Source organism: Enterococcus sp. AZ109, assembly GCF_051714625.1.
Classification (GTDB): Bacteria; Bacillota; Bacilli; order Lactobacillales; family Enterococcaceae; genus Enterococcus_A.
The window spans coordinates 1,862,583-1,877,145 of sequence record NZ_JBIOSF010000001.1; the positions used below are offsets into that span (position 1 = coordinate 1,862,583).

Sequence of the window (14,563 nt, forward strand, 5' to 3'; positions counted from 1 at the left end):
CGTGACGACGATATCTGGTGCGATCTAAAAAAAGACCTCTTGAATCCCCTTAGAATAAAGTCGATGACGACCAATCTAACGGAGTTTTCAAGATGTCCAATTCAAATTTCACCAGAGAAATACTCGCTATCTCAGGAAGTAATTTTGTTTTTTGATGCCCCTTTTCATTGAAGTTCATTGACAAGAAAACTTGTTCGTTTGTTTTCATTTTGTTATGCTAAAATCAGAGTGGGGGAAGATTCATATGGATTCGAAAGACAAGATTAAAGAGGCTTTGACTACGTTATTAGCTAAGCAGTGCATGGATGAAATAAGAGTTTACGAAATAGCTGCAGCCGCTGGTGTAAGTCGAGTGACCTTCTATAAACATTTTCCTGATAAGGAAGCAGTCTTAGAGCAACTTGTAAATGACTTTGGGTCTGATTTAGACGGCATTCTTTATTCCAACATAAAAGCATTAAACCAAATTGATTTTTCTGATAGTACTGAGATAAAAAATGGTTTAGCACCCCATGCTTTTGAAATAGTTTCATTTTTATACAATGAAAAAAAACTGATTCAGACACTTATGTTATCTACAAGTGATATCGATATACTCAAAATCACTTACGACAAATTTTATCAGTATTTCAAGTTATGGCTGCCACCAAAATTTCAAATAAACTATGATCCTAAAACATTCAAGCAATACTTGGACTTTTTAACTCGAGGAACTGCCCTGCTCCTTGGAACGTGGTTTCGCAAAGATTTTAAGCAGTCACCTCAAGAAATTACAGACATTATTTTGAACGTTCTAAGCCCTAGTCTATATAATATTTACCATCGGGCATATCGCGCTTGAATACCTCGAAACTAATAGCCGAACTTCAACACTGATCCTCTTTATACTTGAGTATCCGTTGAAAAGTAAATCCAATACAAGCTAGTAAACAAACTGCGACACCTATTTGTAAAAAATTACCATTAGAATGCTCACTTAACTTCGGCAGTACGACATTTTTATTTACTTCAATTTGTTTTGGCAGTTCTTCTTTTTCAATAATTAAGGTCAGCTCTGTCTGGTTCGTATCTGCGAGGACAGGAGTGTTTACAGTTAGACTGATGAACATTCCTAAAAACAGCATGGTTGTTCCCTTGAACAGTTTCTTCATATTAGTGCTCTGTTAGTTCAGCGGTAAACACGATGCTTCCTTTATATTCACCCGCTTTTGCATTTGACCAATCGGTTTCGTTGATATCTGTCCAAAGATCCAATTTTGTTTCTGAACCAGATAACATATCCGCCTCTTCAAATTGGAAATCTTCTAATAGAGTTGAAGACTGGTTATGTTTGAGTACGAAAGGCAGCACATCGTTACTACCAACACGTTCAAATTGCTTGGTTTCTGCAGTGACTTGTACTAATTGATCAGGTGCAATATCACCAGTTACATACAAATCTCCGATATTTACATTTTTTTCAGTGATTGTCTGATTTGAAGGAATCGTTAGAACATAGGTACTTTCAAAGTTTGCAGTTAATTCTGTTGTATCTGCTAGCGCAACCGTACTCGTTGATAAAGGAATAAAGCTGGCTAGTAAAATGCTGAATTTATTGATTGCTTTACGTTTCATATTAATCTTCTCCTAATAGCTTTGATTTATATTCTGAAGTAAAAGTTAGCCTCGTTAAATAGGTTCCAGCTCTTTTATCTCCTTCTGGCTCATCCACAAACAAAGTCGCTACGCTATCAGTTTGACCACTTTTATAATCAAATGCACCAATTTCAGGGTTACTAATTAGTATAGGTGCTCCAGATTTTGTGATAGTGCTTTTAAGCGTACTAATATTCGTGGTGGTATCGCCATCTCTTTTTAAAGTGATTTCACTAGCCGATTACTTTATCAGTCATCTCTGATGTAAATGTTAAAGTAGTAGAGTATGTTCCGGCCTTACGCGAATTAAGTCCTGCTAGCGGTCCTATTTCTAACCTTGCTAATTCTTCAGTTTGTCCAGCTGTATAATCATAAGTTCTTAGCGTATTGTTTATTGGGAGTGCATTCCCATTGAATGTAACATAAGCATTTATAGTAGTGGTCGGGTCAAGAAATCGCTCCATCGTAATTTCTCCTGCGTCGACTAAGCCTTCTGTTAATGACACTGATACTAGCTTCATTGGACTTAAATTATGAGAAACAGAGTTAATTACTAATTGTGTGGGACCATAGTCATCTAATGTAATTTTAGCAGGTATTGAGATAACGTAATCACTGCCGACCTCATATTCTACTTCTGTTTGATCACTTGCCTGGGCTTTAATCCCAAACACCCCTACTGCTGCTAGTGTTAACATTCCTGTGCTTAAAATTTTTTTCATCTTTTCCGTTCTCCTTCTTTAAACTATGTGTAAGTTAAATTTAATTTCTGATCCGTTTAATGGGGTTTGTTGCTCGTTCATTGAAAAACATTCATATTTCAATATGGCATTTTCATACTCTCCTTCCGCTAGTTCTTGATTTAATTCAATCTCATATATACCATTACCTGGTTCAATGAATTTTGATTCCCAAATTTGAGTTCCGTCCGGCAATAATAAAGATAATTTGAAGTAACAGGTATTTATCTCTGGATTATATAAATTCACTGTCTGCTTCTTTTCATCTTTGACAAAAGTCATTGATTCAAATCCAGGAATAGCGATGGATTCACTTTCTTTTTTGACGGGGATATTTTTCTTTCCAGTCCACTCTTGCCCTTCTGTTTCTACTACAGCGTCATTAGTCTTTTTATTAAAACCTATTCCAATTACGATTAAGCCAAGGAAAATAAATAAGCCAATAATAGTCATGATTTTTTTCTTTTCTCTCATTGATCTCCTCCTAATAAAATTCCACTATGAAATTGAGGATACCTTTATACGTCCCCGCTGGTTCTTTTTCCGCTGGCTCTTGAATGACCAATGTATTTTCTACTTCTCCAGGTCCCCTGATTTCCAGCACATGGGTGGATTCAGAGAATTCCTTTTCTTTGGTTATCGCTTTTTCAATTGTACGGGTCGTATCATGAATGTTAGTGACCGTCACCTTTTCGGCTGCTGAAACCACTAGGTATTTTTCATCCTGATAATTTTCTGCAGATATCTGCATTTGATTCGTTTCGTTTAGATCCATGCTTGCAGGTATTGTTACTACATATGCTACTGTGTACTGAGCATATAGCGTTAAAGAGCCCAGAACAGGCGTTGTAAAATCATAGGGATTCTTTCCTTCTGGATCTGTGGACCAATACTCAAAAATGAACCCATTTTTTTCTGGCATTTCCGGTACCGACCAAGTCTTTCCAGCGATGCTTTTTTGATTAGATACAGCCGAACCACCGTTAGTATCAAGCAACAGCGTATATAGTTTTTCAATACGATACGTATTGCTAATACCATTTTTATTATGAAAATCAATTAACTGAGGACTAAAAATCACTTCATCATTCTTATCTGCCCATACGTATCCTGTAGATAAACTCGGAACATCCATATGAGTATTCATCACAAATTCAGGACCTACAGTTATTTTTTCAGGAACTGTATTGCCAAAAAATTTATAAGCTAAAAGTCCAGAGGGTATGATCCAATTATCAATGTTCAATTCTCTCAAATTTGACATGTTACGAAAAACGTAATCTGCTTCTCTAATACTGCTCGTTACGAAGTGTGATAAATCCAAACTTTCAATACTAGTTAAATCAGAAAAACAAGCGTTAAATTGCTGAACATTTGTAACATCAAATCCTTCTGTATTCAAACTTATTAAATTTGACATCCCATAAAACATATATTCCATATTTGTTACATTTTGCGTATCGAAGTGAGAAACATTCAATTCTGTTATACCCACCATATTCTGAAACATACCGCTTAAATTGGTCGCTTTTTTAGTCTTGAACTTAGAGATATCTAGCTCTGTTAAGTTCCTACAACCTGCAAACATTCTTGCAAAAGACACCGTATTCTCCGTCTTAAAGTTAGAGACATCTAGACTCGTTAATTGAGCACAACCCGAAAACATTCTTGCAAAAGACACCGTATTCTCCGTCTTAAAGTTAGAGACATCTAGACTCGTTAATTGAGCACAACCTGCAAACATTCCTTCAAACGTAATCGCATTACTTGTATTGAATCCTGAGACATCAATTGTTTCTAAATTTAAGCACTCGTAAAACATTTCAAGAAAACTTGTAGAGTTACTCGTGTCAAAAGATGACACGTCAACATTTTTTAAATTTTCACAACGATAAAACATTCTTCCAAATGATTTCGAATTAGCTGTATCTAATAATTCTAATCCTCCTATAGAAAGCAAATTTCGACAATCATAAAACATAAGCCCGAATCCATCCTTATTATCAGGCAAAATTTCTATTCTATCCGTAATGACGGCAACTGTAATTTCATGACGTCTTGTGTACCAAGGTGGAAATCCTCCAAGCCAAGTTCCTCCACCAAGTGTCAATAATCCATCTTTATATAACGTCCAAGTAAAGCCTGTCCCATTTTGCCCATTAGCCACTACTTCTGAATCTGATAATTTTATCAATTCTGTAGAATCTATTTCTTCATTCGCAATCTCTACATCAATTGTATCCTCTAAATCTTCTTCATTTTTCTTATAAAATAAAGATTCCTCATCACTCAAGTGCCCTTCTTTTGTCCCCTCTATTGCTTCACTAGTAAGAGTATTCTCTAGTGGCTCTTCGTTTTCAGCTGCATGAATTGGATTTACCGGTGAAATGAATACCATCAGGATAGTTACAAATAAGATTTTTCTTTTCATCATTCGCCCCCATTTCAACTAACACTCAACTCCCGAACAAAAAAAGTTTATCAAATACGATTACTTGATAGGTTTACAAAAATCACCTTCGTGTTCACATTTTCATTATTACTCTTATTTTCGCTTTTATTATATCGGTGAAAGAAACGGCAAATTAAGTGATTTAAAACGTATAAAACAGTGCCAAAATTCTATTTAGCACTCGAAAAATTAGTCTTTCCAACCGGACTTTTATTACCATAATTTTTGCTTGCGTCAGACTTTTATTTCTATAAACAAAAAAATAGTCATTTCTCGAAAATCTATAAGATTTTCTGAGAAATGACTATTCTTCTAGTTAAACTGGTGTATCAGTTCATCCTTTACACGCATCTGATAGCTACTATTAATAAATTTATTCTTTACTTGGTTAACAGTGTTCAAACCTTTAAAAAATCAAAATGCTACTTAATCTCCCAGTTTTCGTAGACTTCCTTGAAGATGTTTCGGTAGATTTCCATAGCTTCATCTCTGTATTTCGGGAAGTTTTTTTCATCTTCTCCTGAAATAGGATGACTATCTTTAAGATTGTTCTCTATTTTTAAAGAACAAAGTTCCTCGTTATTTTTATCATTATTGATGATCACTAGTAATTCAGAATACTCCCTCGGGATAAAGATGTACTCTTTGTTGTCTCGAATGACTGACATCGCATATAATCTACTACTTCTTGCTGCACAGGTGACCTCAATGTTTAGCTCCTCCATTATTTCTGGGTCGACATTATTAACAAAAGCAGCTTGCTGCTCTGCTAAAGATTCTCCGTTCTTATAACTCAAGTAGAATGCATTTGCTCGTTCATAGTGCCATTTTGAGTAGCCAAGGAATCCAATTATGACAAATATACTGGCTAAAACTATTCTCACATTTCGTCTATTTTTAGTTTTCATCATTCAATCCTTTTCAAAGGAACTAGCATTACTTAATCTCCCAGTTTTCGTAGACTTCTTTGAAGATGTTCTGATAGATTTCCATTGCTTCGTCCTGACATTTTTCGTAATCGATTTTTTCGTTTTCACGAAGGGATAAAAACTCATTTGAATCAATTTCTATCCAAAACGAATATATATTCTCAGAAGATTTTGCATCATAAATTTGGACAATTAAATCTTTAGCAGTTTTAGGTGCGAAGACATATTTTTTTTTATTCTTATTGACAGACATACTATACAGTTCACTACTTCTCTCCTTGTATTGAACATCAACCTTCAATTGTTTCATCAATTCTGGATCAATATTATTAACAAAAGCTTCCTGCTGTTTAACCAATGGTTCCTTGTTTTTATAGCTAATATAGAATGCATTAGCTGTCTCATAATGCCATCTTTGATAACCGAAATAACCTAGTGTCAGTAAGAATGCTAATGATATTATGAGTAAAATTTTTCTATTCTTCTTAGTCATTTACTTTCCTTTCAGCTCTTGTTCATACAATCGCCAGAATTCGTCTGCGGCTTTCTTTGTATCACTTAGACTCTTGCCCATCATTTTTCATTAAAACAAGGTTACCTGGTTCAATAGGGGCTGTGTAGATTTCGTTGTAAAACTTATCTTTTCCTTTTTCGAAGTCTCCCTCACCGAAATGTTCTGCCAGTTCTTTTGCTCGATTTCCGCATTGTTTAAATCACTTGCGTATTGCGACATAATTTCTGTTATTGGAACATTGGGTAGTGACTTTGTACGATAATATATGTTTAAAGCGTCAAGGTCAGAACGGACATCACAAGCATCTAGAGAAGCTTAAGCAATGTCTCCACGATACTAGCTGCTGCATTTTTGCCTATGCTGTCATTCAAGCAAGATACCACAAAGTAACTTACTCTTACTTAATCTCCCAGTTTTCGTAGACTTCCTTGAAGATGTTACGGTAGATTTCCATGGCTTCGTCTCTATATTTCGGGAAGTTTTTTGTATCTTTCCCAGTAATTGGATGGCTATCTTTTAAATCATTGTCCATACGTATTGCACATAATTCTTCCAGCGAGTTTTTGTCTATAACTCCTACGTTTAATTCCCCATTTTGTAAAGGGTAAAAAGTATATTCTTTATTATCCTTAGTAATTGACATCCCGTACAATTCGTGGGTTCTGTCTTTATAAGTAAAATCTATGTCGAGTTTCTCCATTACCTCTGAATCAATGTTATTAACAAAAGCTTCCTGCTGTTTAACTAAAGACTCATGTTTTTTATAACTAAGGTAAAATGCATTCGCTCGTTCATAATGCCATCTTTGATAACCGAAATAACCTAATGTTGATAAGAATACCAATGATATTATGAGTAAAATTCTTCTGTTTTTCTTAGACATTTACTTTCCTTTCAGCTCTTGTTCGTAAAATCTCCAGAATTCGTTTGCGGCTTTCTTTGTATCGCTTATACTTTTGCCATCTTTTTTCATTAAAACAAGGTTACCCGGATCAATAGGTGCTGTGTAAATTTCGTTGTAAAACTTATCTTTTCCTTTTTCGAAGTCACCCTCACCGAAATGTTCTGCCAGTTCTTTTGCTCGATTTCCGCCATTGTTTAAATCATTTGCGTATTGCGACATAATTTCTGTTATTGGAACATTGGGTTGAGATTTCGCACGATTATAAATATTTAAGGCATCAATATCTGCACGAACATCACAAATATCTAGTGAGGCTGAAGCAATATCTCCTCGATACGTAGCTGCTGCGTTCTTGCCTGTATTATCATTCAAACTTGAAATTAAGAAGTAGCTTGATTGATTGATATCTTTCAAACCAAAAATAAAATTTGCAAAATTGAAATAGGTACTAGTCGAAGTTCCAATTTTCATGACTACATCAGAACCAGGGTTAGTATTTATCATTACGGATAGTGAACCCATCATGTGAACGAAATCGTTTTGATTAATATTGTCACGTCCATTGTGATTTTGTTGAAGAGAATATTGAAATTTCTCTATCTCTTCGTCAGAATACCCCATCTCTTTCAACCTCTTCATCGCCACGTCCACATCCACTGTCCCACCAGCAAACTTCCACATCTTGTTAGTATACGCACCGGAAACAGACGCAATCAGCAGGGCATAAAGATGATTCTGTTCCTCAACAGACAAGCCGTTCTTTTTCGCATACGCCTCAAATCTTTTGTTGAAGGTAGCGATGTCCTTTGCCAGTTCTTCGGTTAGTCCATATTGCTCCATTAATGCAGCGACTGCTTTAGTAGTCTGATAGTCATTAATTGTTTTGGCCCAGCTCATTTTATCTGCGCTTGGCATCCGGAATGTTCCGGTGCTGGCATTCCAGCAGCTGCCGCTGACTTCGGCTCCTTGGTTGACGGCGGCTTCTAATGCAGCGATCTCTGAGAATATAGAAGGGGAGCTGGCGTTAAATTCCAATAGCTTCCGTAATTTTTTCTCTAGTTTCTCCTTGGCCTTTTCGTGTGTTCGTAAGGTTCTTTCAAAAGATCTTTTTATTCCTCGCATAATGTCGTTCTCTTTGGCTGCGGCATTCATCATCTGAATGATTTGTTGGTACACATTTATTTGCCTTTCTAATGCTCGAATTTTTTGCTCTAACTCGGATTGTTTTAGATCGCCACTGTCTACTTTTGCGGCATATTCACTTGGAAACTTTTTGCAGGCTTGTTCTACTGCCTCAGTTAACAGCATGCCGCCTTTTGCAAGTGGGGTTAACACAGACGCAAAGTATTGCTTAGCGGAATCATAAGTTTTTCCTTGTAGCTGATCACTGCTTAGTACAAAACTGCCAATTGCCTGCTGCAACTGTTGGTAGCTTTGCTTTTGTTGTCTACACATCCTACTGACACTAGAAGCTTGCGCTTGGGAACTACCAACATACATATCAATGCTCATTTTTATTGTCCTCTTCTCGGTTTATTTTTTTCTTTTCTTGGATCAATTGTTCTTGCGCTTCAGCTAATCGCTGTTCTTCTCGTTTTAATTCTCGACTTCGCTCTGCAAATGCCACCATGGTTTTGCTGGAATCGCGGGAGAATTCACCGTATAAATCACCAAACTCGTGACGGTCGTCGTTTTTTTGCAGCATAAACCTTAGCTCCTGAAAGATATTTTGTGATTTTCGGTATTCGTTTTCTACCATTTCTTGCATTCTCAAGAGATCTCGCCGCTCCTTATAGACGGTGTTTCTCATTTCGTCCAGCTGTCGCTCTTGTTTGCGGATATCGGTCAATTTATCCTGCCGCATTACAGATCCCTCCTAAACAAGTTCTTTCCAGTTTGATCAAGTGCTTGGAAATTTTGAGCAACACTCTGAATATTTACGGAGGCACTGTTAACGGCACTAGATACTTTTTGAGCTGCTTTACTTACTGCGTCAATCGCTGACTGGGCATTCGCATTTCCAGAAACAGTTGTCTTAGTATCCTTATTCGCTGAAGCCACGCTTGAAATTTCTGTTGCAGCATTTCGTAGTGCTGTAGCTTTTAGTTGTGCTTGTCCGAAATTACTTTTTATTCCTGTCATCTTCTTTCTCCTTTTAAGGCAATCGTGTTCCTGCAGATCACCATTGCATTTTTATTGCGGTTAATTATTTCTGTATACTCGTGGTTGTAGTCTTTAAAATCCCATCTGCTAAGAAGCTGTAGTTCTCACTTTTAACTATTGATTAATGGAACATATTTTATTATACCCCCATTTCATACTAAAATTTCATTATGTACCGTTTTTAGCACTTAAGTGTCGTTTATGATACATATGTGTCGTTTTTGCGCCATCATTCTTAGTTGGAATATGTAAAAAAACGAATTGCTGTCAAGGAGATGATTAGAAATCGAGTGGCTAACCGAAGGAGTTAAGAAGTAGTTTAATCCATCTGTAATTTAACATGCAGAAAAAGCACAGTCTTAGAGTATGAATTCGAAGACAATGCTTTTATGTTTTATTTACTTTGTTTTTTTAGAAGATACAGTGAATAGAACCTCATAAAATGATTATCCACACAATCTTGAGCCCTGTTAAACCGTTTTATTGTCTAAAGCCCACATAAATACAGACCTGACTGGTGTTAACACAAAAAAAGACGCTTCGCAAACTGAATTGCGAAACGTCTTGAAAGGTTGATATATAAAATATATTAACGTTTTGAGAACGAAATTAAGTACTCTATACAAACATTTATGTTGTCAAATCCATTTACAGCAAATTTTAACAGCTCTTGAAGCGGATATAAATAGAAGAAATTGGACTTTTACTGATAGTACTTGAACCAATTTGAACCATGATAGATGTTAGTTGAATACAATTTATTTACTAGTTTATCAATCTATATTTGAGTAATTATTTTAAATTCTGTTTATCTCTTTGAGACCATATTGTGTGTTTCCTTAAAATCTAATTGTATCTGGCTTAACATAAACCACTTCAAATCAACATTTTAGTTAAAAGAAAAAACTTGGTAATTGTCAGTAAAACTTGTCCGAGAAGGTCAAAAGTATGGTTAAAAAACTCGCCAGTATTCCTTACTGCATGAAATATCCAGCTTTCATTAACTATCATTTTTGAATTAAATAGTTATTTCGACATCACCAGAAATTAACCTCTGTACAATCGCATTATGAATAATTCCTACAAAAGTTTTTGCAGTTTTATCCGTAACATATATTTCTCTTTCATCATCATTAAAGGAAACTCTAAATTCCTCATCTAATTTATTAACCGCGCTTTTTATTTGATTTATTCCATATTGTGATTCATCTGGAGAGTACTTAGCCAGTCTTCTAACTGCTCTGGCACTGCTGAATAGTTGATTGGTTACGTCCGAGCTATCTAACCCTCGAAACTTGTATCCTTCTTGTGATATTTTATAAGTTCCATCTTTAAATTTATCAATTACTCTGTGAGATTTTGCCTTAAGATTCTCATTTAACGTCAGCATCTTTTCAAACTTGTTTACGTCGTAAACAAATAATGTTTTTGTTTCAATATTCAATCTAGCCGTTACAGTCGGTGGGATTTGTACCCCCTTTGGGATATCAAAAACGGTTGTGTCCTCCGTAATAGACAACGACATTACAGGTTTGTTCTTAATAACAGAATTTCTGGAAATTTCTAAAAAAAACAGAGACTCTTTTTCTTGAACAATCAAAAATTTAATGCCTTCATTTTCTTCAAAACTATCAATTATTCCCGTGCTAGAGCTTCTTAATGCCTTTTTAAACTTAATGACTTCATCCGTATTGTTTTCTAACAAAGTTTCAATCGCCTCTTTGAACTCTATTAGATAACTATCTGAATTAATTCCAGAAAAATTGATCTTATATGGAATATCTTGAATTAGTGAATTTTGATTATAAGACTCCATATCGTTTTCATTTTCCATCTTTGTTGTTAAATCTGCTTTAAAGGCCGAAAAAATTTTTTCTTTTTCTTCATCACCAGTCCGCAGCTTGTGAATTTTATACAATTTTGTTTGTTTAGATGTACATACATATACCCTTTCAAGAAACACATTTTCCAACTCCATCCTTATCATACATTGTAATATAAATTTTAGAAGCATTAACGTCACCGAGTTGATAAATTTTCAATTCTTCGTATTTTTTTGATTTAAATGAGAAAAAATATCTAGTGTCGGACGTTTTATATAAATCAATCTTTAGTAGAACTAATAAAACATTGGGAAATATATCGGAACTCTTCATTACGAGAATATAGATTACTAACTGCAACGATATAAAAACAAGAATAGAAGATAGTGCTGATTTCCCTAAAATAAAAACTGCAGGTAAAATATTTCCCAAAAGGAAGGTTACCATACCACTATTCTTTTCTTCTACATTCCTTGAATCGAAATACTCTTTATCCGGTTCTAACACTTGGTCAGTACTTGAATGGAAATATTGTCTCATAAGTATTTTTTTTAATAAAAAGGCACAGAGAAAAAGGATAACAAATAACGAAAAAACAACGAAATATATTTTTATTTTTACTTCACAATTAAAAAAAGAAAAAGTTAGTATATATCCGAATTCCTTGCCTAATTGCAATAAAAACAATAAATAGGAAGGAGCCATAGCTGTAATGAAATATAGAACTTTATAGTACAATCGTGTACCTTGAAACATATTATACCTCCTTCATTTTGGGCATTAACATTTCAACTTTCTCATCAAAATTACCCTATACTAAAGTTTGAGATATTCGGTAATGTTAGTATAGTAGGTAAATTTAGTTTTTGCTTAAAGGGAAATAGAGGTGCTAGTTAAAAAAACTGTAAAAATATCCATAATTTTTTGAACACCCTCCAACGCAACAACAGCTTCTGGTATGCCCTTAATAACTGTAGATAGAGTAGACATTGCTGTTTTCATAATGGATTTTTTGGGGTTTTCTTTCTTTGTCTCCGCCTCAACAGTATTAAGATTTGCTAATAGAATTTCTTTAGTATCTTCATCAATATCAGATTCTTTCAATTTTTTTCAAACATCTACAATAATTTTACTCAATAGCTCTAAATTAGTACCATTATTCTATGTCGCTATTAACCTACTGTTCTCGTTAGAAATATTTACTTGTGGGTTACTGCCATTAATTGTAATTATAAACATATTCTCCTCATCAAATTCCATGTCGGTTGAAATATCCATTAAGTAATGAAATAAAAGGTTGAATCACTCTATTTTCAAACTCTTCTACCATATCTTGAAATTTTTTTGAAGAAGTATATCCCCAACCAAGCATGGCAACATCCATTTCGGGATGTTCAGAAATATACTTTAATAACTGATATATGGTATTAACCTCATCTTCCGGTGTATTCCCAGTTTCCATAGTATCCTGACAATAACCAGAAGCACGAATTAAATTAGATTCAAAATCCGAGATTTCTTTATATAGACTTCCCGCAAACTCATTTATTATAGGTGTAATGTCAATGTAGGTAACAAACATTTTTATTATCGAATTTACTTCATTATAATGAGCGTGCATCACTCTTGATCCTAAACCTCTAAACCTTCTACTGACATTTCTAAGCTCTATTTTAGTTATCTCCATCTGTAATCTCTCCACAATACGGACAATAGCCACCTTCAAATTTTAAGCTTGTGGTAATTCTAGCTTGTTCATTACAATAATAATATTTTTGTAATTCCAAATTTTCTGTTTTTGAAACAATATATCCATAGGTTCAGGCGCAAGCTTTTTCCCAGCTTTAAATACAACAGTCTCCTTTTTGTATTTTTTTCCAACCCTTTAAAAAAATCATTAAGCATATCGTAAGTAGCATTTGCAGCCATATTTTCTGCCAGTTCAATTTCTTCTTTACCAATGAATGATTGTCCATGCAACCCACAGCTGGGACACCACTGCAAAATCTGAAAATCCTCTTGAAATACTTTTACAGACAATTTGAAAATTTCTCCACAGTTAGAAAAAGTCCTTCTTATAAAAAACTCAGAATCCGCAGGAATAAAAAACTTAATTGTATTAAAATCATTCATAGTTTAACATCCCACATATATTTTTAATTCAACAATACAGAATGTATGTTCGTTTTCCAAATGCTTAATCAAATGAGTATTTGAGTATATTCTATAATTACAATTGATAAGAGCTACATTGAGGTATTCCAGAATTTATTTCTTAGATTAGGCAATCACCACGAAGGGTTTCGCCACAAGCGAATAACCCTTTGTGGTGATTTTGCCTGTTGCATAGCGGCGTGGCCGCTATGCATGCCCCGTTCTAACAGGGGGCTAGCTATAAACAATAAAAGCTAAAAATTTCCGATTACGGATTGAGATATCAACGTTCTCGATGTCTCATTGGCAATGATAGTGTCACAAACGGAGAAATTAATATCCCCCTTCAAAAAATGCTACCATCTTGTCTAATTCAACCTCAAACGGATCATAGATATCTATCTCATCATTTTTTTGATTGATACTGTAGGATTTCTTTTGATTATCATATTCATATCGAGCAACGATAGCTGTATTGTCTTCTTTAATTCCATAGTAAAAAATCATCGATTCTTTCAACACTACATCCAATAAAGGAAATTGACGGGTATAATAATCAATTTCTATTTGAGATCTCAAAGCCGGTAAAGTACGAAGCTGTTCCTTTTGATGTTCCAAGAAAGTAAAAGGTAAATAGTGAACTCTATTCCCTTCCCTCTCAATATATACATAAAAAATCGGTGCTCCAATTTCTTTATTTTTCTTCTCTGATGCAGTATACAGATTGTCATAACCGATAACTGGGCTGTAACTCAAATAACTGCTCTCCTCTTCAATAAATAAACCTGAATCAAAAATTCCTTGGATAAATTCAATGATTGTCATTTCATCATACAAATCAATTTTCTGCTGATTCAAAAAAAGGATGATCTGCTGTATAAACAGTGGATTTAACTGTAACCGAAAATGATCCACCACAATCTTTGTAATAAATTCTTCTGGGGAACCATAAAGCAGCTCATTAGTTGTCGTCTTTCCCAGGAGAGCAATTTTTTTCAGTTTATCTTCTTTGGGCAGATTGATGCCACGTTCCCAATTATTTACAGTCGTTTTTGGAGAGTTACTAATTAGTTCCCCAAATTGCGACATACTGTAGCCTAAATTCGTTCTTATTTCCTTGATTCTTCTACCTACTTCAATAGCATCTGGTTTCATTTCGTTTATCTCTCCAAACTTTTGACTACTAAAATCATAACAGATTATCTTAGCAACAACAATAGTCAGGTACTTTTTTTCGTACTTTTTTAGT

Annotated in this window: 18 protein-coding genes; 1 reads left to right on the plus strand and 17 read right to left on the minus strand. The window is 34.6% G+C overall.

The window, feature by feature from the left end:
• Nucleotides 1-244: 244 nt before the first annotated feature.
• Complete coding sequence (locus IGI42_RS08825) at nt 245-841, plus strand: TetR/AcrR family transcriptional regulator (protein WP_438715475.1); 597 nt, start codon at nt 245-247, stop codon at nt 839-841.
• A 25-nt stretch (nt 842-866) separates the two neighbouring features.
• Here the strand turns inward: IGI42_RS08825 and IGI42_RS08830 are convergent, their stop codons facing one another.
• From IGI42_RS08830 to IGI42_RS08910, 17 genes are all read right to left on the minus strand, one after another.
• Nucleotides 867-1,151 carry a hypothetical protein gene (locus tag IGI42_RS08830; protein WP_438715476.1) on the minus strand — a complete coding sequence of 95 codons (285 nt, stop codon included), beginning with the start codon at nt 1,149-1,151 and terminating at the stop codon, nt 867-869.
• 1 nt (nt 1,152) lies between these two features.
• Nucleotides 1,153-1,614, minus strand: coding sequence for a hypothetical protein (locus IGI42_RS08835; protein ID WP_438715477.1), 462 nt, complete (start codon nt 1,612-1,614; stop codon nt 1,153-1,155).
• A 254-nt stretch (nt 1,615-1,868) separates the two neighbouring features.
• Nucleotides 1,869-2,357 carry a hypothetical protein gene (locus IGI42_RS08840; protein WP_438715478.1) on the minus strand — a complete coding sequence of 163 codons (489 nt, stop codon included), beginning with the start codon at nt 2,355-2,357 and terminating at the stop codon, nt 1,869-1,871.
• 18 nt (nt 2,358-2,375) lie between these two features.
• Nucleotides 2,376-2,849 carry a tRNA (uracil-5-)-methyltransferase gene (locus IGI42_RS08845; protein WP_438715479.1) on the minus strand — a complete coding sequence of 158 codons (474 nt, stop codon included), beginning with the start codon at nt 2,847-2,849 and terminating at the stop codon, nt 2,376-2,378.
• Between the two features lie 10 nt (nt 2,850-2,859).
• Entirely contained in the window at nt 2,860-4,806 is a 1,947-nt protein-coding gene (locus IGI42_RS08850) for a BspA family leucine-rich repeat surface protein (protein ID WP_438715480.1), read from the minus strand.
• A gap of 443 nt (nt 4,807-5,249) precedes the next feature.
• Complete coding sequence (locus tag IGI42_RS08855) at nt 5,250-5,738, minus strand: hypothetical protein (protein WP_438715481.1); 489 nt, start codon at nt 5,736-5,738, stop codon at nt 5,250-5,252.
• A gap of 25 nt (nt 5,739-5,763) precedes the next feature.
• Entirely contained in the window at nt 5,764-6,249 is a 486-nt protein-coding gene (locus IGI42_RS08860) for a hypothetical protein (RefSeq protein ID WP_438715482.1), read from the minus strand.
• Nucleotides 6,250-6,667: 418 nt separating this feature from the next.
• The gene (locus IGI42_RS08865; RefSeq protein ID WP_438715483.1) at nt 6,668-7,153 is read right to left on the minus strand and encodes a hypothetical protein; all 486 of its coding nucleotides are present in this window, start codon (nt 7,151-7,153) and stop codon (nt 6,668-6,670) included.
• A complete protein-coding gene (locus IGI42_RS08870) occupies nt 7,154-8,686 on the minus strand; it encodes a T7SS effector LXG polymorphic toxin (protein WP_438715485.1) in 1,533 nt (510 codons plus the stop codon). It lies immediately after the preceding gene.
• Nucleotides 8,676-9,038 carry a DUF3958 family protein gene (locus tag IGI42_RS08875; RefSeq protein ID WP_438715486.1) on the minus strand — a complete coding sequence of 121 codons (363 nt, stop codon included), beginning with the start codon at nt 9,036-9,038 and terminating at the stop codon, nt 8,676-8,678. The genes IGI42_RS08870 and IGI42_RS08875 overlap by 11 nt, the downstream gene beginning before the upstream one ends.
• On the minus strand, nt 9,038-9,316 hold the full coding sequence (locus IGI42_RS08880; protein WP_438715487.1) for a TIGR04197 family type VII secretion effector: 279 nt from the start codon (nt 9,314-9,316) through the stop codon (nt 9,038-9,040). The genes IGI42_RS08875 and IGI42_RS08880 overlap by 1 nt, the downstream gene beginning before the upstream one ends.
• Nucleotides 9,317-10,355: 1,039 nt before the next feature.
• Nucleotides 10,356-11,309: a hypothetical protein gene (locus IGI42_RS08885; protein ID WP_438715488.1), complete on the minus strand. Its 954-nt coding sequence runs from the start codon at nt 11,307-11,309 to the stop codon at nt 10,356-10,358.
• Entirely contained in the window at nt 11,290-11,916 is a 627-nt protein-coding gene (locus IGI42_RS08890) for a hypothetical protein (protein ID WP_438715489.1), read from the minus strand. Before IGI42_RS08890 ends, IGI42_RS08885 begins: the two co-directional genes overlap by 20 nt.
• A 114-nt stretch (nt 11,917-12,030) precedes the next feature.
• Nucleotides 12,031-12,264, minus strand: a complete 234-nt coding sequence (locus IGI42_RS08895) for a hypothetical protein (protein ID WP_438715490.1) — start codon at nt 12,262-12,264, stop codon at nt 12,031-12,033.
• Nucleotides 12,265-12,409: 145 nt separating this feature from the next.
• Nucleotides 12,410-12,847, minus strand: coding sequence for a hypothetical protein (locus tag IGI42_RS08900; RefSeq protein WP_438715491.1), 438 nt, complete (start codon nt 12,845-12,847; stop codon nt 12,410-12,412).
• Between the two features lie 71 nt (nt 12,848-12,918).
• On the minus strand, nt 12,919-13,293 hold the full coding sequence (locus IGI42_RS08905) for a hypothetical protein (RefSeq protein WP_438715492.1): 375 nt from the start codon (nt 13,291-13,293) through the stop codon (nt 12,919-12,921).
• Between the two features lie 354 nt (nt 13,294-13,647).
• Entirely contained in the window at nt 13,648-14,469 is an 822-nt protein-coding gene (locus tag IGI42_RS08910; RefSeq protein WP_438715494.1) for a helix-turn-helix domain-containing protein, read from the minus strand.
• Nucleotides 14,470-14,563 lie beyond the last annotated feature (94 nt).

Coding starts and splice junctions, on each gene's coding strand:
- IGI42_RS08845 (WP_438715479.1), bottom strand. CDS start 2,849: ATGAGAGAAAAGAAAAAAATCATGACTATTATTGGCTTATTTATTTTC.
- IGI42_RS08830 (WP_438715476.1), bottom strand. CDS start 1,151: ATGAAGAAACTGTTCAAGGGAACAACCATGCTGTTTTTAGGAATGTTC.
- IGI42_RS08825 (WP_438715475.1), top strand. CDS start 245: ATGGATTCGAAAGACAAGATTAAAGAGGCTTTGACTACGTTATTAGCT.
- IGI42_RS08900 (WP_438715491.1), bottom strand. CDS start 12,847: ATGGAGATAACTAAAATAGAGCTTAGAAATGTCAGTAGAAGGTTTAGA.
- IGI42_RS08840 (WP_438715478.1), bottom strand. CDS start 2,357: ATGAAAAAAATTTTAAGCACAGGAATGTTAACACTAGCAGCAGTAGGG.
- IGI42_RS08850 (WP_438715480.1), bottom strand. CDS start 4,806: ATGAAAAGAAAAATCTTATTTGTAACTATCCTGATGGTATTCATTTCA.
- IGI42_RS08905 (WP_438715492.1), bottom strand. CDS start 13,293: ATGAATGATTTTAATACAATTAAGTTTTTTATTCCTGCGGATTCTGAG.
- IGI42_RS08835 (WP_438715477.1), bottom strand. CDS start 1,614: ATGAAACGTAAAGCAATCAATAAATTCAGCATTTTACTAGCCAGCTTT.
- IGI42_RS08880 (WP_438715487.1), bottom strand. CDS start 9,316: ATGACAGGAATAAAAAGTAATTTCGGACAAGCACAACTAAAAGCTACA.
- IGI42_RS08875 (WP_438715486.1), bottom strand. CDS start 9,038: ATGCGGCAGGATAAATTGACCGATATCCGCAAACAAGAGCGACAGCTG.
- IGI42_RS08890 (WP_438715489.1), bottom strand. CDS start 11,916: ATGTTTCAAGGTACACGATTGTACTATAAAGTTCTATATTTCATTACA.
- IGI42_RS08860 (WP_438715482.1), bottom strand. CDS start 6,249: ATGACTAAGAAGAATAGAAAAATTTTACTCATAATATCATTAGCATTC.
- IGI42_RS08865 (WP_438715483.1), bottom strand. CDS start 7,153: ATGTCTAAGAAAAACAGAAGAATTTTACTCATAATATCATTGGTATTC.
- IGI42_RS08910 (WP_438715494.1), bottom strand. CDS start 14,469: ATGAAACCAGATGCTATTGAAGTAGGTAGAAGAATCAAGGAAATAAGA.
- IGI42_RS08855 (WP_438715481.1), bottom strand. CDS start 5,738: ATGATGAAAACTAAAAATAGACGAAATGTGAGAATAGTTTTAGCCAGT.
- IGI42_RS08870 (WP_438715485.1), bottom strand. CDS start 8,686: ATGAGCATTGATATGTATGTTGGTAGTTCCCAAGCGCAAGCTTCTAGT.